Source organism: Vibrio sp. KUL70 (assembly GCF_059725515.1).
The window spans coordinates 554172-575011 of record NZ_AP045834.1; the positions used below are offsets into that span (position 1 = coordinate 554172).

General features: G+C 45.4%; 18 protein-coding genes. 11 read left to right on the forward strand and 7 right to left on the reverse strand.

Features of this window, described 5'->3' with window-relative positions; genetic code table 11:
- Positions 1 to 96: 96 nt before the first annotated feature.
- Positions 97 to 1242 (reverse strand): Na/Pi symporter, encoded by a 1146-nt coding sequence (locus tag AC6I7V_RS02455; RefSeq protein ID WP_032553175.1) that lies wholly within the window; start codon positions 1240 to 1242, stop codon positions 97 to 99.
- 387 nt (positions 1243 to 1629) lie between these two features.
- Here AC6I7V_RS02455 and nhaR point away from each other — a divergent pair, with 387 nt between their 5' ends.
- Together nhaR and AC6I7V_RS02465 are read left to right on the forward strand one after the other, a co-directional pair.
- Positions 1630 to 2520, forward strand: a complete 891-nt coding sequence (gene nhaR, locus AC6I7V_RS02460; RefSeq protein WP_239841542.1) for a transcriptional activator NhaR — start codon at positions 1630 to 1632, stop codon at positions 2518 to 2520.
- Between the two features lie 104 nt (positions 2521 to 2624).
- On the forward strand, positions 2625 to 2921 hold the full coding sequence (locus AC6I7V_RS02465; RefSeq protein WP_255231422.1) for an ArsR/SmtB family transcription factor: 297 nt from the start codon (positions 2625 to 2627) through the stop codon (positions 2919 to 2921).
- A 129-nt stretch (positions 2922 to 3050) separates the two neighbouring features.
- Here AC6I7V_RS02465 and rpsT read toward each other — a convergent pair whose 3' ends face one another.
- Entirely contained in the window at positions 3051 to 3311 is a 261-nt protein-coding gene (gene rpsT / locus AC6I7V_RS02470; RefSeq protein ID WP_032553178.1) for a 30S ribosomal protein S20, read from the reverse strand.
- 251 nt (positions 3312 to 3562) lie between these two features.
- Here rpsT and murJ point away from each other — a divergent pair, with 251 nt between their 5' ends.
- The 6 genes from murJ to ispH all read left to right on the forward strand — a co-directional run bounded on the left by murJ (position 3563) and on the right by ispH (position 11356).
- Positions 3563 to 5125 carry a murein biosynthesis integral membrane protein MurJ gene (gene murJ / locus AC6I7V_RS02475; protein ID WP_498011268.1) on the forward strand — a complete coding sequence of 521 codons (1563 nt, stop codon included), beginning with the start codon at positions 3563 to 3565 and terminating at the stop codon, positions 5123 to 5125.
- Positions 5126 to 5195: 70 nt separating this feature from the next.
- Positions 5196 to 6131 (forward strand): bifunctional riboflavin kinase/FAD synthetase, encoded by a 936-nt coding sequence (ribF, locus tag AC6I7V_RS02480; protein ID WP_255231420.1) that lies wholly within the window; start codon positions 5196 to 5198, stop codon positions 6129 to 6131.
- Positions 6132 to 6194: 63 nt separating this feature from the next.
- Positions 6195 to 9050, forward strand: coding sequence for an isoleucine--tRNA ligase (gene ileS / locus AC6I7V_RS02485; RefSeq protein ID WP_498011269.1), 2856 nt, complete (start codon positions 6195 to 6197; stop codon positions 9048 to 9050).
- A gap of 160 nt (positions 9051 to 9210) precedes the next feature.
- On the forward strand, positions 9211 to 9711 hold the full coding sequence (gene lspA, locus AC6I7V_RS02490) for a signal peptidase II (RefSeq protein ID WP_261882598.1): 501 nt from the start codon (positions 9211 to 9213) through the stop codon (positions 9709 to 9711).
- Positions 9712 to 9838: 127 nt separating this feature from the next.
- On the forward strand, positions 9839 to 10270 hold the full coding sequence (gene fkpB, locus AC6I7V_RS02495) for an FKBP-type peptidyl-prolyl cis-trans isomerase (RefSeq protein WP_498011270.1): 432 nt from the start codon (positions 9839 to 9841) through the stop codon (positions 10268 to 10270).
- 129 nt (positions 10271 to 10399) lie between these two features.
- Positions 10400 to 11356, forward strand: coding sequence for a 4-hydroxy-3-methylbut-2-enyl diphosphate reductase (ispH, locus tag AC6I7V_RS02500; protein WP_255231768.1), 957 nt, complete (start codon positions 10400 to 10402; stop codon positions 11354 to 11356).
- 110 nt (positions 11357 to 11466) lie between these two features.
- Here the strand turns inward: ispH and btsR are convergent, their stop codons facing one another.
- The 3 genes from btsR to AC6I7V_RS02515 form a co-directional block, all read right to left on the reverse strand.
- Positions 11467 to 12198 (reverse strand): two-component system response regulator BtsR, encoded by a 732-nt coding sequence (gene btsR / locus AC6I7V_RS02505; RefSeq protein WP_498011271.1) that lies wholly within the window; start codon positions 12196 to 12198, stop codon positions 11467 to 11469.
- A gap of 59 nt (positions 12199 to 12257) precedes the next feature.
- Entirely contained in the window at positions 12258 to 13928 is a 1671-nt protein-coding gene (locus tag AC6I7V_RS02510; protein ID WP_498011272.1) for a LytS/YhcK type 5TM receptor domain-containing protein, read from the reverse strand.
- 192 nt (positions 13929 to 14120) lie between these two features.
- On the reverse strand, positions 14121 to 15608 hold the full coding sequence (locus AC6I7V_RS02515) for a carbon starvation CstA family protein (protein WP_498011273.1): 1488 nt from the start codon (positions 15606 to 15608) through the stop codon (positions 14121 to 14123).
- A 290-nt stretch (positions 15609 to 15898) separates the two neighbouring features.
- On the opposite strand from AC6I7V_RS02515, the gene AC6I7V_RS02520 reads away from it, so the two are divergent.
- Positions 15899 to 16249 carry a DUF2799 domain-containing protein gene (locus AC6I7V_RS02520; RefSeq protein WP_255231415.1) on the forward strand — a complete coding sequence of 117 codons (351 nt, stop codon included), beginning with the start codon at positions 15899 to 15901 and terminating at the stop codon, positions 16247 to 16249.
- 91 nt (positions 16250 to 16340) lie between these two features.
- Here the strand turns inward: AC6I7V_RS02520 and murQ are convergent, their stop codons facing one another.
- Positions 16341 to 17270: an N-acetylmuramic acid 6-phosphate etherase gene (gene murQ / locus AC6I7V_RS02525; protein WP_498011274.1), complete on the reverse strand. Its 930-nt coding sequence runs from the start codon at positions 17268 to 17270 to the stop codon at positions 16341 to 16343.
- Positions 17271 to 17301: 31 nt separating this feature from the next.
- Positions 17302 to 18417 carry an anhydro-N-acetylmuramic acid kinase gene (locus AC6I7V_RS02530; protein ID WP_498011275.1) on the reverse strand — a complete coding sequence of 372 codons (1116 nt, stop codon included), beginning with the start codon at positions 18415 to 18417 and terminating at the stop codon, positions 17302 to 17304.
- Positions 18418 to 18516: 99 nt separating this feature from the next.
- Between AC6I7V_RS02530 and nagZ the strand changes: the two genes are divergently transcribed.
- Both nagZ and AC6I7V_RS02540 read left to right on the forward strand, forming a co-directional pair.
- The gene (nagZ, locus tag AC6I7V_RS02535) at positions 18517 to 19509 is read left to right on the forward strand and encodes a beta-N-acetylhexosaminidase (RefSeq protein ID WP_255231412.1); all 993 of its coding nucleotides are present in this window, start codon (positions 18517 to 18519) and stop codon (positions 19507 to 19509) included.
- A 244-nt stretch (positions 19510 to 19753) separates the two neighbouring features.
- Complete coding sequence (locus AC6I7V_RS02540) at positions 19754 to 20827, forward strand: 3-deoxy-7-phosphoheptulonate synthase (protein ID WP_150895798.1); 1074 nt, start codon at positions 19754 to 19756, stop codon at positions 20825 to 20827.
- Positions 20828 to 20840: the final 13 nt, after the last annotated feature.

Sequence of the window (20840 nt, forward strand, 5' to 3'; positions counted from 1 at the left end):
TTCGCCACTCGTTCACTCGAATCTCTCATCTGCTCTTAAAAAAGAAAAAGCCCGCAACTCTCGTTGCGGGCTTTGATTATGCGATGGACTTTTTGCTTAAGCAGTTAGCGCTAGGATAGAACCTGGTAGCACTAGGAAAACAGCGATTAGGTAACCTGCTACAACTGCTTTGTTCTTCACAGCCATGTCTGAAATCAGGTCTGCTGCTTTAACTGGTAGTTCACGTAGGAACGGAATACCAAAGATGAATACTGTTGCCATGATGTTGAATACTAGGTGTACTAGAGCAATCTGTAGTGCGAATACTGCGAACTCACCAGATACTGCTGTTGCTGCTAGTAGTGCTGTGATACACGTACCGATGTTAGCACCTAGAGTGAATGGGTAAACGTCACGTACTTTAAGAACACCTGAACCTACTAGCGGAACCATCAAGCTTGTTGTCGTAGAAGAAGACTGAACAAGAACAGTAACGATTGAGCCAGAAGCGATACCGTGCAGAGGACCACGACCGATAGCGTTCTTTAGGATTTCACGAGCGCGGCCTACCATTAGGCTCTTCATTAGTTTACCCATCACTGTGATAGCAACGAAGATAGTTGCGATACCAAGAACGATAAGGAGTACGCCACCTACTGTGTCACCGAATGTAGATAGTGGTTCTTTGATTGCACTCACTACCGGTTTAGTGATTGGTTTGATGAAGTTAAGGCCTTTCATGCTCATGTCGCCAGTTGCAAGCATTGGCGATACCAGCCAGTGAGATACTTTCTCAAGAATGCCAAACATCATCTCTAGCGGTAGGAAGATCATTACGGCAAGTAGGTTGAAGAAGTCGTGAATCGTTGCACTTGCAAACGCACGCTTAAATTCATCCTTACAACGAACGTGGCCAAGACTTACAAGCGTGTTAGTTACCGTTGTGCCGATGTTTGCACCCATGATCATAGGGATAGCTACTTCAACAGGTAAACCACCCGCAACTAAGCCAACGATGATAGATGTCACGGTGCTTGATGATTGGATAAGTGCGGTTGCAACCAAGCCGATCATTAAGCCTGCAACTGGGTGTGAAGCAAATTCAAAAAGAACCTTTGCCTGTTCGCCGGTTGCCCATTTAAAGCCAGTACCTACCATTGATACAGAAAGAAGTAGTAGGTAAAGCATGAATGCCAAGTTAGCCCAGCGTAGCCAGCGAGTAGTGCTCGAGATTGGCGCTGCTGCAGTAGTAGCTTGGTTCATAATGTTTTCTCCATGGACCGTTAAAGTCTGTGTTTGGTCTGTTAGTTAATCTGAGCGTGATGTTAGAGGTCGAATATTTCAGTAATATGACATTTTTATTAGTGCGGCTTTTTTTTGTGATAATTTACTGTTTAAATATTTTTATAGCTGATTATGTTGTTTTAAGTTGTTGTATTTTAAGTTTTATTATTATTTTGTTTATTGCGCTTTTGAATGAAAAAATTGAAAAAAAATCGCTTTTCTACGATTTAATGTGACAGTGTGAATATTTACATTTCGGTAAATTCAATGTTTTTTCCGTTTTAACGATGTAAAAACCGAAGTAATTGAGGTGAGGTGTCATATTTGCTATAAAAGAGTGTCATACAACTCAATACGGCTTTCATCATGTCGCATCTTAATTACAACCACCTCTATTATTTCTGGATGGTGTGCAAGCAAGGTTCAATCACTAAAGCAGCTGAAGCGCTCTTCTTAACGCCTCAAACCGTCACCGGGCAAATTAAAGCTCTTGAAGAACGAATGGATGGCAAGCTCACTAAGCGAAATGGACGTAGTGTTGAGCCGACAGAACTAGGCCAACTGGTGTTTAAATACGCTGACCGTATGTTTGGTCTTAGTTATGAGATGTTGGACATCGTTAATTACAGCCAACATTCTAATATCCTGTTTGATGTGGGGGTTGCAGATGCGTTGTCAAAAAGGCTCGTCAGCAAGATCTTAATGTCGACGATCCCTGAAGATAACAGCATTCATTTACGCTGTTTTGAATCGACTCACGAAATGCTATTGGAACAGCTGTCGCAACATAAGCTTGATATGATCCTGTCTGACTGTCCAGTAGACTCGAGCCAAAGTCCGGGGTTATTCAGTAAGAAGCTAGGTGAGAGTGGTATGAGCTTTTTCTGTACCGGTAAGGTCGACAATGTCAGTTTTCCCGCGGTCTTGGAACAGAGAAAGCTATTAATACCGGGTAGCCGTACTTCGATGGGGCGCAAGGTTTTGCAATGGTTTGATAGACAAGGCCTGAAGCCAGACATCTTGGGTGAATTTGATGATGCTGCATTAATGAAAGCCTTTGCGCGTTATCACCACGATGCCATTTTCTTAGCACCAACACTTTATTTATCTGAAGTAGAAGAAGATACCTCACTACAGATGTTGGGTGGTATTGAAGAGTTGAAAGAAGAGTACTATGTCATTTTTGCTGAGAGGATGATCCAACATCCGGCAGTTAAAAATGTATGTGACGCAGATTTTAGTAATTTGTTCGAGTGAGTTAGTTTGTTAATGAATTGATATCGATTATCATAACTCTACAATATGCCGTAAATAGTACTGATAGCCCGTAGTTGGCGTTGAAGGTAGTAGGGAGCCAGACTATGAACTTGAAAGAAATGGAGAAAAACTCGGCACAAGCCGTCGTATTGCTAAAAGCGATGGCGAATGAGCGCCGCCTACAGATTTTGTGTCTATTACACGATAGCGAATTATCGGTAGGTGAGTTGTGCAAAATGTTAGAACTGAGTCAATCGGCTTTGTCGCAACATTTAGCATGGCTAAGGCGAGATGGTTTAGTTGAAACACGTAAACAAGCTCAAACGGTTTACTACACATTGAGTAGTAAAGAGGTGAAAGCAATGATTACGTTACTGCATGGTATCTACTGTAAGAAGTAGAGCGATATTGATTGCGAGTTTCAAAACACATGGATGTGTGTCATAACGACCAATAAAATCATAAATTCCAGACATAAAAAAACCGGCCAAGGCCGGTTTTTTTCGTTTTGCTTTGAAATCAAATATCTATTAAAGAGCTTTGATTGCAGCAGCGAAACGAGACTTATGACGAGCAGCTTTATTCTTGTGAATAAGGCCTTTAGTCGCCATGCGGTCTAGAAGTGGTGTAACTTCTACGAAAGCAGCAGTTGCAGCTTCTTTATCGCCAGCTGCGATAGCTGCGATAGTTTTTTTCATGTAAGTGCGCATCATAGAACGACGGCTAGCGTTGTGCTGGCGACGTTTCTCAGCTTGGATAGCGCGCTTCTTAGCAGATTTACTGTTTGCCAAGGGTCTAACTCCCAAAAACTTAGTTCGGTGACAATTTAAGGGCGAGGACTATCCCTCATTTGCGCTTAATTGTCAAATGATTTGTGCAAAAACCAATCGTAGCCAAACAAACTTTGGAATGGAAAGGTTATCGCGGTTAAGATGGCGGGGATTCTAACAGCATTTTTAGACCAATGCTAATAAATATGCTTCTAACGATCGGATAGTATTTATCCTCGCTTAGAACTAATCAATCAGTGTCAGAGGTTTTTGTGAGTAAACGACTATTAAAGTCAGGCATGATAGTAAGTGCGATGACTTTTGTTTCCCGTGTATTGGGACTTGTGCGCGACGTTGTCGTTGCCAATTTGATGGGGGCAGGAGCCAGTGCTGACGTCTTTTTCTTTGCCAATAAGATCCCTAATTTTCTGCGTCGTCTGTTTGCTGAAGGCGCCTTCTCACAAGCCTTCGTACCAGTTCTGACTGAATACCACGCTGCTGGAGACAAAGACAAAACTCGCGAATTGATAGCGAGAGTATCTGGTACGCTTGGGGTATTGGTTTCTATTGTTACTTTAGTTGGTGTGATTGGTTCTGGCGTCATCACCGCTCTATTTGGTGCAGGTTGGTTTATCGATTGGCTCAATGGTGGTCCGTCGGCTCATAAATTTGAGTTAGCCAGTTTGATGCTCAAAATCACTTTTCCCTATTTATGGTTCATTACCTTCGTTGCTTTATCTGGGGCGATTCTTAATACCTTAGGTAAATTTGCGGTCTCTTCTTTTACGCCAGTGTTCTTGAACGTCATGATCATAGGATCTGCGCTCTTCATTGCGCCGAATCTGGAACAGCCTGAAATTGGATTGGCGATTGGTGTCTTTTTAGGCGGCTTGGTTCAGTTTCTGTTCCAACTACCTTTTTTAATTAAAGAGAGCGTTTTAGTTAAGCCCAAGTGGGGCTGGCGCGATCCTGGTGTTGTTAAGATCCGTACTTTGATGATCCCCGCTCTGTTTGGTGTTTCCGTCAGTCAAATCAATCTACTGTTTGATACTTTTATTGCCAGTTTCCTAGCCACAGGCTCCATCAGTTGGCTTTATTACTCTGACCGCCTGTTAGAGTTCCCATTGGGTTTGTTTGGAATTGCTATCGCGACCGTGATTCTGCCTGCACTCTCTCGTAAACATGTGGATGCCCAAGGTGAAGGTTTTGCTCATACTATGGATTGGGGGATACGCATGGTTTTGCTGCTGGGTATTCCTGCCATGTTCGGCCTCATTGTTTTAGCAAAGCCAATGCTGATGGTGTTGTTCATGCGTGGCGAATTTAGCCCTCATGACGTGGAACAAGCGTCGATGTCACTGGTTGCGTATGCTTCGGGTCTATTAAACTTTATGTTGATTAAGGTGCTGGCGCCGGGTTATTACTCACGCCAAGACACAAAAACGCCTGTTAAGTACGGTATTATCGCAATGGTGAGCAATATGGTGTTTAATGCCATTTTTGCTTATTTCTATGGTTATGTAGGTTTGGCGATTGCGACCGCGCTGTCAGCCTTTGTCAATATGGCACTGCTATATAGAGGCTTACATTTAGCTGGCGTTTACCAGTTAACGAAAACGACTTTAGTTTTTAGCGGAAAGCTTTTACTTGCGGGTGGCGCAATGGTTGCTGTGATTTTATGGCAGCTAGAGAGTATGCAACAATGGCTTGAGTGGAGCTTTAGTTACCGAGCGCTTATGCTAACTGGCTTGATTGCACTTGGCGGCTTTGCTTATATTGTCTCTGTATTCGCTTTGGGTATCCGAGTAAAACATTTAAAAGCAGCGACAGAGTAATACTGATTAGTATATAATCCGTCGGTTTCACACAATGAATGATGCAAATAACAGATTTTAGCTGGTCGTAATGGAACTAATCCGAGGCATTCACAATATTAAAGCGCAGCATCACGGCTGTGTATTAACCATAGGCAACTTTGATGGTGTACATCTAGGACATCAGGAAGTACTGAGCCAGGTATCCAAACAAGCTGCGGTATTGGGCTTACCCTCTGTCGTGATGACGTTTGAGCCTCAGCCCATGGAACTGTTTGCTCGTGACAAAGCCCCTGCACGTTTAACTCGCTTAAGAGATAAGTTCGTGCAGCTGAGTAAGCTGGATATTAGCCGTTTATTGTGTGTCAACTTTAACCACTACTTCGCGAACCTATCGGCGGATGCTTTTATTAAAGATCTGCTGGTGGACAAACTGGGTGTGAAGTTTTTGGTGGTGGGTGATGATTTTTGCTTCGGTAAAGGTCGCACCGGCAATTTCGCTATGCTTAAAGAAGCGGGTGAAAAGTACGGTTTTGAGGTGGTGAGCACCCAAAGCTACTGCTTAAACCAGCTACGTGTAAGTAGCACGGAAATACGCAATGCTCTGGCGGTTGACGATTTGGCCTCTAGCGCTGCCATGTTAGGGCGTGACTACAGTATCAGTGGTCGTGTCTCTCATGGGCGTAAATTGGGAAGAACCATAGGTTTCCCAACGGCGAATATCCCACTGAAACGTTGTGTCTCTCCAGTCTCTGGGGTGTATGTTGTCGAAGCAGTCGACATCGATGGTTCACCTGTCGGTGGTGTTGCCAATATCGGACAACGACCAACGGTAAATGGGGTTCGTCAGCAACTAGAAGTACATTTTTTTGACTTTAAAGCCAATTTATATGGTAAACAGTTAGAAGTACGTCTTTTGCATAAACTGCGCGACGAGAAAAAGTTTGAATCGTTCGACGCACTAAAGAATCAAATAGAATTGGATGCTGAAGCAGCAAGGGTGTGGCTGCGTCAGCTAAAGAATTAATCGGTTGATTCCACCGATTAACATAATGTCTAACTTCGCCCAATATAACGGAATTAAGAATCGATGAGTGATTATAAAGATACCCTGAACTTACCTGAAACAGGGTTTCCAATGCGCGGTAATCTGGCAAATCGTGAGCCAGAAATGCTTAAGCGTTGGTACAAAGAAGATCTTTACGGCGAAATCCGTAAAGCGAAGAAAGGTAAAAAATCTTTCGTACTGCATGATGGCCCTCCTTACGCGAACGGCGATATTCACATTGGTCACGCGCTAAACAAGATTCTTAAAGACATTATTATTAAATCTAAGACTCTGTCTGGTTTTGATGCTCCATACATCCCAGGTTGGGACTGTCACGGTCTTCCAATCGAGCTGATGGTTGAGAAGAAAAAAGGCAAACCAGGTCAGAAGATCTCTGCTTCTGAGTTCCGTGAAGAGTGTCGTAAGTACGCTGCGGGCCAAGTTGAAGGTCAAAAAGAGAGCTTTAAACGTCTAGGTATCATGGGCGAGTGGGATAAGCCATACCGCACTATGGACTTCGGCACTGAAGCAAACATCATCCGTGCTCTAGGTAAAATTGCAGACAATGGCCACCTACTGAAAGGTTTCAAACCTGTTCACTGGTGTACTGACTGTGGTTCTGCTCTAGCGGAAGCGGAAGTTGAGTACAAAGACAAAGTTTCTCCATCAATCGACGTGAAATTCACTGCGGCTGATGAAGCTGCGCTAGTTTCTAAGTTCAAGCTAGCTGAAGGTCACGAAGGCCAAGGCGATATCTCTATCGTTATCTGGACTACAACACCATGGACTCTGCCTGCAAACCGCGCAGTATGTCTACGTGATGATCTTGAATACGTTCTAATCCAAGTAGAAGCGAATGGCGATCAAGCTGCACAGCGTATCATCGTTGCTTCTGAGCTAGCTAAAGACGTAATGGATCGTGCGGGTATCGAGCACTTCCATAACCTAGGTTTTGCAAGCGGCGCTGATCTTGAGCTAACTCAGTTCAACCACCCATTCTACGACTTCACTGTTCCTGCGATCCTTGGCGATCACGTAACAACGGATTCAGGTACAGGTGTAGTTCATACAGCACCGGGCCACGGTCAAGAAGACTTCGCGGTTGGTAACAAGTACGGTCTAGAAGTAGCAAACCCAGTAGGTTCAAACGGTGTTTACCTACCTGACACTGAGCTATTTGCTGGTCAACACGTATTTAAAGCGAACGACTCTGTACTTGAAGTACTGAAAGAGAAAGGTGCTCTACTACATCACCACGCTTACGAACACAGCTACCCACACTGCTGGAGACACAAAACGCCAATCATCTTCCGTGCGACACCACAATGGTTCGTATCGATGGATCAAGCTGGCCTACGTGCGAAAGCTCTTGAGTCAATCAAGGGTGTTGAGTGGATGCCTGAGTGGGGTCAAAGCCGTATCGAAGGTATGATCGAAGGTCGCCCTGAGTGGTGTATCTCTCGTCAACGTACTTGGGGTGTGCCAATCGCTCTGTTCGTTCATAAAGAGACAGCAGAACTGCACCCGAACACGCTTGAGCTTATCGAGCAGGTCGCTCAACTTGTTGAGCAGAAGGGTATTCAAGCTTGGTGGGATCTAGAAATCTCTGACCTACTGGGCGAAGAAGCGGACAATTACGAGAAAGTACTCGATACACTGGACGTATGGTTCGATTCAGGTGTCACACACTACTCAGTTGTTGACGCTCGTGAAGAGTACAACGGCAACAAAGCGGATCTATACCTAGAAGGTTCAGACCAACACCGTGGTTGGTTCCAATCTTCTCTAATTTCATCTATCGCGATGAAAGACGAAGCGCCATACAAGCAAGTGCTAACACACGGCTTCGTAGTGGATGGTAACGGCCGTAAGATGTCTAAGTCTATCGGTAACGTTGTTGCACCTAAAGATGTAACTAACAAGCTAGGTGCCGATATCTTGCGTCTATGGGTTGCTTCTACAGACTACACAGGTGAAGTAGCGGTTTCTGACGAGATCCTGAAGCGTTCAGCAGATGCTTACCGTCGTATTCGTAACACAGCGCGTTTCTTCCTAGCGAACTTGAACGGTTTCAACCCAGAAACTGACCTAGTTCCAGCGGAAGAGATGGTGGCACTAGACCGATGGGCTGTAGGCCGCGCACAAGCTGCACAAGAAGAGATCGTTAAAGCATACGGTGAGTACAACACTCACGGTGTAACTCAACGTCTAATGCAGTTCTGTTCTATCGAGATGGGTTCTTTCTACCTAGACGTAATTAAAGACCGTCAGTACACAGCGAAGAAGGGCGGCCACGCTCAACGCAGCTGTCAAACTGCGCTTTACTACATCGTAGAAGCTCTGGTTCGTTGGATGGCACCTATCATGTCGTTCACAGCAGACGAAATCTGGAACGAAATGCCAAGCTCGTTACCAACGGGAGAGCAGCGTGACAAGTTCGTATTCACTGGTGAGTGGTTCGAAGGTCTATTTGGTCTAGCGGAAGGCGAAGAGCTAAGCAACGAATTCTGGACGGAAATCCAATCTGTTCGTGGCGCAGTGAACAAGCTTCTTGAAGACGCTCGTAAAGAGAAAACCATCGGTGGCGCACTGCAAGCTGAAGTGACTCTATACGCAGACGATGCACTAGCAGCGAAAATCAACAAGCTAGAAGACGAACTACGTTTTGTTCTTCTCACTTCAGCAGCGGTTGTTAAGCCTCTGAGCGAGAAGAGCGATGCAGCACAAGCGACAGATCTTAATGGTCTATTCGTTGAAGTTGCAGCGACAGAGAACGAGAAGTGCGACCGTTGTTGGCACCACACGCCAGACGTTGGCACAATCGAAGGTCACGAAAAAGTGTGTGGCCGTTGTGTGACTAACGTTGCTGGTCAAGGTGAAGTACGTAAATTCGCATAACAACTCAGAGAAAGACTGAACTTTTTGTAAAAATCATAGCCCCAGTATCAACTGGGGTTATTTTTAGTTATGGGAAACGTGTTTAACCAAGTTGGTGACTTATGACGACTCAAATCGAGAGTGTGAATAAGGAATCGCTTCGTAAATACTAGGAATAGAAATGAGTGAAGTTTCGTTAAAACAGTCAGGCGTACGTTGGTTATGGCTGGCTTTATTGGTCTTTCTTGCGGACATTGGCATTAAGTTGCTTGTAATGGACAACATGGGTTACGGCTGGGCAAACCGTATTGAGGTGTTGCCATTTTTTAACTTCTTGTACGTACATAACTATGGCGCCGCATTCAGTTTCTTGAGTGATCAAGGTGGCTGGCAACGTTGGTTGTTTACCGGAATCGCGTTTGTCGTTACAGGTATGCTGACTTACTGGATGAGTAAACTGCCGGCCACAGAGAAGTGGAATAACATCGCTTATGCCATCATCATTGGTGGTGCGGTAGGTAATGTATTTGACCGTGTTGTACACGGTTTTGTTGTCGATTACTTAGACTTCTACTGGGGTACATACCACTGGCCTGCATTTAACCTTGCTGATATGGGTATCTGTATCGGTGCTGCGATGATCATCCTTGATGGTTTTCGCAAAAAAGATGAGAGCAAATAGGCTCTAAAAGTCACTTAATGACTCACAGAATGTAATAGCCCTAAGCGCTGTCGGTTGATTCCGGCAGCGCTTTTTGTTTATTCTCTGTGAGGAAAAATAATAATTGATATAACCCAAGGAAAGTAACGTGACAGCAATTAAGAATGACTCAGCAGTAACACTTCATTTTACGATTAAGATGAAAGACGGTTCCGTTGCTGACAGTACTGAAAACATGGGCAAGCCAGCTAAATTTGTAATGGGTGATGGTAGCTTGAGTGAGAACTTTGAGCAGTGCCTAATAGGACTAGAAGCGGGCACGCAAAAATCGATTGATTTAAAAGCAGAAGATGCGTTCGGTTTGCCGAATCCTGATAATGTTCATCACATGGACCGCGCACGTTTTGCTGGCGATACTGAGATTGAAGTTGGCACTATCATGGCCTTCTCTGGGCGTGATGGCATGGAAATCCCAGGCATCATTACTGATATTGCTGGCGACTCTGTGACTGTGGACTTTAATCACCCACTAGCAGGTCAAGACGTAACGTTTGACGTTAATATCTTAGCGGTAGAATAGACGGCGATTCATCTTTGCCAACAATTCGAAGCTTCACTGTCTTTGCGCTTCCCTGTAGAATGCCCGCTTCGCTAAACGCGAACTGTAGAATGACTTTGGCCGCGCTGTAAGCGATTCGCAATAAAAGAACTGAGCAATAAAATGAAAATAATGTTAGCTAACCCACGTGGTTTTTGTGCCGGTGTTGATCGAGCGATCAGTATCGTAGAACGCGCATTGGAATTGTATCAACCACCGATTTATGTTCGTCATGAAGTGGTGCATAACCGTTTTGTTGTTGAAGGTTTGAAACAGCGCGGTGCGATTTTTGTGGAAGAGCTTCATGAAGTACCAGACGACAACATTGTTATCTTTTCTGCTCACGGTGTCTCTCAAGCGGTTCGTAAAGAGGCCAAAGAGCGCGACCTAACGGTTTTTGATGCAACTTGTCCTCTGGTAACCAAAGTACATATGGAAGTGGCTCGTGCGAGCCGTAAAAATATGGAAGTGGTTCTGATTGGTCACGCAGGTCACCCTGAAGTTGAAGGTACCATGGGCCAATACGCGAGTGATACGGGTGGCATGTACTTGGTTGAGAAGCCAGAAGATGTTGAAAAGCTGGTGGTGAAAGATCCAAGCAACCTTCACTATGTAAGCCAAACGACACTGTCTGTTGATGAGACTGCGGATGTGATCGAAGAGCTGCGTCGCGTGTTCCCTGAGATCCAAGGCCCACGCAAAGACGATATCTGCTACGCAACACAAAACCGTCAAGATGCGGTGCGTGATATGGCGAACGATGTTGATGTGGTGATTGTAGTTGGTTCTAAGAACTCATCCAACTCAACACGCTTAAAAGAGCTGGCTGAGAAATTGGGTACGCCAGGCTACTTAACGGATTGTCCAGAAGACATCCAACCAGAGTGGGTTGAAGGTAAGAAGAAAATCGGCGTGACCGCAGGTGCTTCTGCGCCAGAAGAGCTGGTTAATCAGATTCTAGATCGTATTCGCGAGTTAGGTGCTGAAGGCATCGAAGAGATCCAAGGTCGTGAAGAGAACATGTTCTTCGAAGTACCAAAAGAGCTTCAGATTAAACAAGTTGATTAATCATCACGTTCGACGAGCGTTTTGCACTAAAGAGCCAACCTTTGCGGTTGGCTTTTTTGATCCTGTTTTCTGTAGATTGAAGAAAAAGGTAAGAGTATTGAACCAAAAGGTTAATGAATCCCCAGTTGTTCTTTGAGCGTTTTCAGATAGCGACGGCTAACGGGCACCTCAAAGCCAGTTAGAGTGATGATTTCCGCAAGCCCGTTTTCCAGAAGCTTGATCTCTTGGATCGCTTTTATATTGATCAAATATTGTCGATGACAACGGATCAGATCGGTTTTCTCTTCCAGGACTTTTAGTGTCAGTTGCGACGAGGCGGTTTGCGAGGCGCTGCGAACGTGAACACCACTCAGATCGGAGTAGGCGCATTCGACCGTTTGGCTTGCCATGATCACAATACGGTTGTGGCCGATACACGGAATCTGCTCCAGGCGCGATGGTGCAATCGCATTGATGTCTTGTTCAGGCGGTTGTTGACTCTGCTTAATCACCTTGCACAGGCGAGAGACACTCTTGTTTAGTCTGCATGGTTCAACCGGTTTGAGCAGGTAATCAAAGGCGTTATCTTCAAAGGCCTGAATCGCATACTGGTCATAGGCAGTAACAAACACCACGTAAGGCATGTTCTCAGGGTCGAGCATACTCAGCAGTTCAATACCGGTGATCTGTGGCATTTGGATATCTAAATAGACAACGTCTGGTTTGAGGTGATTGATCTGTTTTAGCCCTTCGATGGCGTTACTGGCTTGACCTATCACATCCACTTTTTCTGTTTCAGTGAGCAACTCAATCAACTCTTCGCGAGCGAACAGCTCATCATCTATGACTAATGCCTTTAACATCCCAATACCTTAATTTCCAATCTACTGTTTCAGTGTACGCTACTATGCTGAGTTGCGTGTTACAGCTCTTTTGGAATGATAAAGCTCATGCGCGTAAATTGCTGTGGCTGAGATTCTATTTTTAGAGCAGAGTCTTGTCCAAAGAAATTGGTTAAGCGCTTGTTCACTATCTCCATGCCTAAGCCGACATGGTCGCTATCTGGCTTCTGGTAGCTGCCAGCATTATCTTCTACCGTGACTCGGTAGTTACCCTGATACTGTTCGCTGTAGATCTTCACTTTACCCCCTTCAAGAAGGTTAGATATCCCATGTTTGATGGCGTTTTCAACCAGAGGCTGAAGGGTAAAGCTTGGCAGTTCGATCTCATAAAGAAGAGGGTCTATATCCCATTCAACCTCTAAGCGGTCTGTAAATCTCGCCTTCTCAATCGTGAGGTAAGCATTAACATGCGCTAACTCATCTTTCAATTTGACGGTGTTGATGTTCTGTTTGAGGTTGCTTCTAAAGAAGTGTGATAAATGCTGAATCAGCTCTCGCGCTTTATTTGGTTCACGTCTTGTGACTGCACTTATGGTATTCAGAGCATTGAATAGGAAGTGTGGATTGACCTGAGCATGGAGTAACTTGATTTCAGCCTGGGTTAACAAAGTTTGCTGCTGTTGGTAGTTACTAAACAGAATCTGACTCGATAACAACTGAGCAATACCTTCCCCCATCGACATATTGATGGTTGAAAAGAGTTTCAGTTTCGGTTCATAGAGCTTGATGGTTCCGACAACTTCATTCCCCGCACGCAGTGGGATAATCAGGGCAGAGCCCAACTTACAATCTGCGGAGAGGGAACACTGGTATGGGTTCTCTTTACCATCTAAGTAGATGATGTCGTTCTTCTCCATCGCTGTCAGTGTACTCTGTGAAGAGATAGGGGTGTTAGGGATATGGTGTTCATCACCAATACCGACAAACGCGAGAATCTTCTCTCTGTCGGTTATCGCTACTGCGCCAACGTTGGTCTCTTCATAAACAATACGAACAATTTTTTGTGCGTTGTCTGAGTTAAAGCCGCCATGAAGAATACCAACCGAGCGTTCGGCAATAGTCAGTGCGCGGCGTGAAAAGGTCGCCGAGTATTTTTCAAAGATGGTTTTTCTATCTTGGATAATGCTCATGAACAGCGCAGCCCCGACCGAGTTAGCGATGATCATTGGCGCTGCAATATCGGAAACGAGTGCATAGGCTTGGGTGAACGGTTTAGCGACCGCCAATAGAATCAGCATTTGCATGATTTCAGCAAATAGGGTGACAGAGAACACCACCATCGGATTAAACAGCTGACTCGCTTTGTTTTTTCGCACTAGGTAGACATGCAGTAAGCCACCAATTAGCCCCTCAGCTGTAGTCGATACCGCGCATGCAAGGTCGGTAAATCCACCCAAGCTGTAGCGATGAATCCCGCCAGTGAAACCGACGGCAAAGCCAACTACAGGTCCACCGAACAGACCGCCCATGACAGCGCCCATTGCTCGCGTGTTAGCGATCGCATCGTTGATCTGCAACCCAAAGTAAGTGCCCATAATACAGAACAGTGAGAACAGGATGTAACAACTGATTTTATGACTGAGTCGTGAAGAGATACTCAGCAATGGCAGGATCAGCGGTGTCTTACTGATCATATAGGCCAGTACCAAGTAGACACAGGTTTGTTGAAGTAACGAGAGAATCAGTTCCATATATCCACTATTAAGGTATCTGTATCGGAGGTGTGAGGCGCTGATTGACTCGGTCATCAATACAGCATTTGTTATGGGTATAGTGTAAAGGTCATTTACCCAGAAACGCAAAGCCCATCACTAGGATGGGCTTTGTAGAGTTTCCAACCTTAATTTAAGGTGGAGCAAGCGAAGGGGATAACACCCGATAAGCTAGGCTGTTTTTGTTACGCCTTTTGCTTCTTTTTCTTCATCAGCAAGGTCAGTTTCGCCTTTGCCTTTTGAAATCTTAATCACGTAAGCTGCAACACCCAGAGCACTAATCACACCAACGATAGTTGAGATTTGCATTGGTAGACCGAAGCCCAGTTGACTGTTATTCAGGATGAATGTGATACACACAGACGTCATGAAGATTGCAGGAACTGTTGTTACCCAGTGCAGTTTGTTGTGACGTAGTAGGTAAGCTGACGCTGTCCACAGCATCATTACTGCGGTTGATTGGTTAGCGAAGCCGAAGTAGCGCCAGATGATACCGAAATCAACTTGAGTCAAGATACCACCGATAACGAACAGTGGTAGCGCCATCAGTAGACGGTTACGTAGGGTCTTCTGTTCCATGTTGAAATATTCAGCAAGGATAAGACGGCTTGAACGGAATGCAGTGTCACCAGAAGTGATAGGTAGGATAACTACACCTAGGAAAGCAAGGATACCGCCAAATACACCCAGTAGGCCAAATGAAGCGCTGTATACCACGTTGCCTGGACCGCCATTTGCTACAGCTTCAGATAGAGACTCAACTGAACCGAAGAACGATAGTGCAAGAGCACACCAGATAAGAGCGATGATACCTTCGCCAATCATTGCGCCGTAGAATACGAAGCGACCGTTCTTCTCATTTTCCATACAACGCGCCATTAGAGGAGACTGAGTTGCGTGGAAGCCAGAGATAGCACCACAAGCGATAGTGATGAATAGAGCAGGCCACAGCGGTAAGTCATTCGGGTTCATGTTGGTGAACATGTCGCTGATCTCAAATCCACCCATGATTTGGTGCTCATCAGAGAAGCCAATCGCTGTGATTAGACCAACAGACATGAAGATAAGCAGTGCGCCGAACAGTGGGTAGAAGCGACCAATGATTTTATCAACAGGGACAATCGTTGCAATGATGTAGTAAGCGAAGATAACCACAACCATAGTCGTTGCAGACATCGCGAAATCAGTTTGGTCGTTCACTAGGTTAGTGATCATGCCAGCTGGAGCAGAAACGAATACCACGCCAACTAGAAGCAGTAGAACAATGGCAAAGATATTCATAAAGTGTTTTGCGCCATTGCCTAGGTAACGTCCAGTGATGGTTGGAACCGAAGCACCGCCATTACGGATAGATAACATACCTGAGAAGTAGTCGTGCACGGCACCTGCGAAAATACAACCTAGCACGATCCATAGCATGGCTGCTGGGCCGTATAGGGCACCCATGATAGGGCCGAAGATTGGACCTACACCTGCAATGTTCAGTAGTTGAACAAGGTAAACTTTAGGTGTCGACATTGGAACGTAATCCACACCATCTTGTTTTGTATGAGCCGGAGTTTGGCGTTTTTCGTTTATGCCGAATATTTTCTCAATGAAGGTGCCATAAAGAAAGTAGCCACCAATAAGTGCCGCAACACAGGTTAGAAACCACATCATAATTTGTTATCCCTGAATGTATTAATTAAGTCAGGGTGGATAATAAGCGAGCGGTTGGCGAGAAGCTTGTGCTTAAGTCGTTAGTGGTCGTATAGCGATTTAAGTGGCGCTGTGGTTGATTGAGTGGTTTTCAGATTTGTTAAGCGGTTGGGTGTCAGGTTAAGTGGTTTTGTCTCGAACTAAGCGGTAACCTAGGGGAAGCAGTGGACATTTTAGCGGGTTAAGCGGAGAATCGAGATACGTCAGCTAGTGATAGCAGCTAATGAATAATAACAAGATAAGGGATTCAAATGAAGAAAGTAACCGTAGCTTTGCTAATGGCTCTAGGTATGACAGGGTGTGCATCAAACGTGCAAGACTTAGCGGCAGAGGGAAACTGGCAAGAAATTGGCTACCGCGATGGTGTAAAAGGTCATACTCAACGTTCCTATTCTGAGATGACAAAGCTGGGCGCAGTCGACCAAGCCGCATACAGCGAAGGTTACTACCAAGGCGTCAGCGAATACTGTAACCCTAATCATGCTTATCAGATTGGTCTTTCTGGTCAGGTTTATGAAGGCGTTTGTTCTGGTACGGAAGATGCGCAGCGTTTTCGTATGGAGTGGCAACGAGGTTGGGACGAGTTCTCGAACGATCACTAAGCTGTATGCTAGCATTAAAAAGCACCGATTCGTCGGTGCTTTTTGCTTTGAGACGATGTGAACTCAATTAATAGATGCACACCTTGACGCGTTACTCGTTAGATTGATTGTGCTCAACCGCTTTACGAAGAAAACCATCTTGGTTCTTGAGTTGCTGTTTAGCGGCCTCTAAGTCTAATCCGGTGAGGATCATTAAAATTGCCAGTTTCACGTCGTAGTTGGTCTTTGCAAGCGTTTCTCTTGCTACCTCTTTGTCGCAATCCGTCGCTTGCATAACAATACGGGCAGCGCGCGCCACTAGCTTCTCATTGGTTGCTTTTACATCCACCATTAGGTTTTGATAGCTTTTGCCAATGCGGATCATACTGGCAGTGGTCAGCATGTTGAGTACCAGTTTTTGAGCGGTGCCCGATTTGAGACGGGTCGAGCCAGTGAGCGCCTCTGGGCCAACCACAGGGCTGATAGGAATTTTAGCCAACTGAGCGATAGGTGAGTCAGGGTTGCAAGAGAGTGATACTGTGGTCGCGCCAATCTCATTGGCGTATTTGAGTGCACCAATCACATAAGGCGTGCGACCACTCGCAGCAATGCCGACCACGACATCTTTGGCATTAAAGTGAATGGCTTTAAGGTCTTCGACACCAAGTGTGAGTGAATCTTCTGCTCCCTCTTTCGCTTTTAATATCGCCTCTGGACCGCCTGCAATCAGGCCAATGACCAATTGGTCGGAAACGCCAAATGTCGGTGGACACTCTGAAGCGTCGAGTACGCCGAGTCGGCCACTGGTGCCAGCGCCCATGTAGATAAGGCGACCGCCATTGCGAAAGGCGTGAGCGATATGGTCAACCGCGTTGGCTATCTGTGGTAGCTCACTCTCGATAGCGAGCGGTACCTGTTTGTCTTGTTGGTTGATCTTCTCTACCACTTCCAGAGAGGAGAGCAGATCTATATCCATGGTTTCAGGGTTTCTCCCCTCAGAGACTAAGTGTGATAGTGCTGAAATAAGAGCGTCGTTACTCATAAATATCCTTAAATCTAATCTCTATTGATGGTCAGTTTGCGCGGTACAGCACGCCCAGAGAAGCGCTTTTTGAAGCCCCTGTTACCTCGGGAAGGTTGCTTGGTAGCTTATGCACATAACGTTGAGCGAGCCATGCAAATGCCATGGCCTCCATGTAATCGGCATCGACCCCTTTAGCGGAGGTTGAACTTACTTGCCAATCGGGTAGCAACGTAGCAAGGCGCTCCATTAAAAGAGGGTTTCTGGCACCTCCACCACATACGTATAGGGCAGGGGATGATCCAGATTGATGCTTCACCACTTCATTAGCTATGGTGATGGCGCTGTACTCACAAAGGGTGCGCTGTACATCGGGTCCCGATATTTCTGGCAATGTCTTTAATTGGTTTTCTAGCCACGGCAGATTGAACAGCTCTCGCCCTGTGCTTTTCGGTGGTAGTTCGGCAAGGTAGGCTTCTTCAAGCAGTGAACTCAGTAGGGCGGAATTTACTTGGCCACTGCGAGCAAACTTCCCATCTTGATCATACTTTTTACCGCAGTGCTTGTGTACCCAAGCATCCATCAACATGTTGCCCGGGCCTGTGTCATAACCCAACGTTGGCTTGTTTGGTTGAAGAACTGAAATATTCGATATGCCACCAATGTTTAGTACTACTACGCTGCTCTCTTTTGCCTCAAATATGGTGCGATGAAATGCGGGTACCAAAGGAGCTCCTTGCCCACCCAACGCCATGTCTTTGCGACGAAAATCGGCAACAACATCAATATTGGTTTTAGTTGCAATGATATTGGCATCACCCAACTGCATAGTAAATGGGTGATTTCCACTAGGCTGGTGGAAAACGGTTTGGCCATGGTTGCCAATCGCGGTGATTTGAGAGGCGCAGATATCGTGTTTTGATAGTAGCTGTAGAACCGCATCCGCGAATAGATGACCAAGCTGGCGGTCGAGTTCGCCTATCGCGATCAAATTAGTTTGCTGGCCGATACAGACATCGAGTAGCTTCTTTTTGGTCTCTTCGGGCATAGGGAATTCGTCGTGGGCAATCAGCCTAATTTGCTGGTCGTCGATACTGACCAAAGCGGTGTCGATACCGTCCATACTGGTCCCAGACATAACCCCGATGTATAGCTCTTTATGATCCATTCCTAAACTCTTCTGACCGTGAATTAAAAACATTGTAATGCAAATTCAAACGGAATAACCTCGTGAAGATTATCAATTTTGGCTTAGTAAGGGATAAATATGGGACCGTTGTGGGTAGATGTTGAAGGCTACGAGCTCACTGCTGAAGATAGAGAAATTCTTGAGCACCCAACCGTGGGTGGATTGATCTTTTTTGCTCGTAACTATCATGACAGCAAGCAGCTAGCGGCACTAACCAAAGAGATCCGCAAAGCGGCTAAACGACCTATTCTCATAGGTGTCGATCAAGAAGGCGGCCGAGTACAACGCTTTCGTGATGGTTTCTCAATTATTCCTGCGGCGCAAGAGTTCGCCAAACACAACAACGGTGAACAATTGGCTGAGCAAGCTGGTTGGTTGATGTCTGCAGAACTAGTGGCTCATGATATCGATTTGAGCTTCGCACCGGTATTGGACAAAGGCCATCAGTGTAAAGCGATTGGCAATCGCGCCTTTGGTGAGGACATCGATACTATTGTTCGTCACAGTAGTGCCTTTATCCGTGGGATGAAAAGCGTCGGAATGGCTACGACGGGCAAACACTTCCCAGGCCATGGCGGTGTGATTGCAGACTCTCACCTAGAGACACCTTACGACCCAAGAGAAGATATCTTTGAAACTGACATGGCGATCTTTAAGGCTCAAATTGAGGCAGGTATTTTGGATGCGATGATGCCTGCGCATGTGGTTTTTTCTCACTATGACGATAAGCCCGCCAGCGGTTCACACTATTGGTTACAAGAGGTGTTGAGGAAACAACTTGGATTTAAAGGGTTAGTATTCTCTGATGATTTGACGATGGAAGGTGCGGCGATTATGGGTGGTCCGGCACAAAGAGCGCAAGCCGCTTTGGATGCTGGATGTAACATGGTGTTGATGTGTAATAAACGAGATGCACAAATAGAGGCTTTAGATAACCTAGAGATACAAAGTGTTCCCCTGGCACACTCTTTATTGAAAAAACACACTTTCGACCTTTCAACGCTACAGTCAGATGTTCGATGGAAAGAGGCGTCTGAGCAGATGAAGCGCGTTTTAGATAACGGGCAATAAATAGACACTTTTTAAGTTTTGTTAAGGCGATATGAGAAATATCGCCTTTTTTGTATCTGTAAAGACTGATTTCTAACTCTTTTTCATTTTTTTGCCTGAAAATCCACTGTGTAAATTTTAATTTACATCGGATGTTTTTTATTATTTACACTTGCAATCGTTTTTATAGCTGTTATGTTAGTTTTTAAAGATTGTTAGCCCATATGGACCACATGGGTGTAAATAAAAGAATACAGGTTGAGTTATGCAGAAAAGTGAATTAAGCAATGTCAATATCATCGACGAACAGGTACTGATTACTCCAGACGAGTTAAAAGCAAAATTACCTCTGAGTGATAATGCTCGTCGTTTTATTCAAGAGTCTCGTCAAACTATCGCCAACATCATCCACAAAAAAGATCACCGCATGCTAGTGGTTTGTGGTCCTTGTTCGATTCATGACGTTGAAGCTGCTAAAGAGTACGCAAAACGCCTGAAAGCACTCTCTGAAGAGCTCAGTGATCAACTGTACATCGTAATGCGCGTGTACTTCGAAAAACCGCGTACAACCGTTGGTTGGAAAGGTCTAATCAATGACCCACATCTAGACGGCACATTTGATATTGAGCATGGCCTTCACGTAGGTCGTGAACTGCTGGTTGAACTGGCAGAGATGGAAATCCCATTAGCGACTGAAGCGCTTGATCCAATCAGCCCGCAATACCTAGCAGATACATTTAGCTGGGCGGCGATCGGTGCTCGTACGACTGAATCTCAAACTCACCGTGAGATGGCAAGTGGTCTATCTATGCCAATCGGCTTCAAAAACGGTACTGATGGCAACCTAGGTACTGCGATTAACGCGATGCAAGCGGCCTCTTCAAGTCACCGTTTCATGGGTATCAGCCGTGAAGGTCAAGTTGCGTTACTGACAACTCAAGGTAACCCAAATGGCCATGTGATTCTTCGTGGTGGTAAGCAGACTAACTACGATTCTGTATCGGTGCATGAGTGTGAAGAAGAGCTATCAAAAGCAGGTCTAGGTGCTGCACTTATGGTGGATTGTAGTCACGCTAACTCTCGCAAAGACTTCCGTCGTCAACCGCTGGTTGCTGAAGACGTAATCCATCAGATTCGTGAAGGCAACAAATCCATCATCGGTTTGATGATTGAAAGCCACCTTAACGAGGGCAATCAATCTTCTGACATTCCTCTCGATCAGATGAAATACGGCGTTTCAATTACCGACGCGTGTATCAATTGGGATTCAACTGAGGCACTATTAAAACGTGCACACACGGAACTAGTCCCATTCTTGGAAAATCGTCTAAAAGGCTAGTACCTGCACCAAT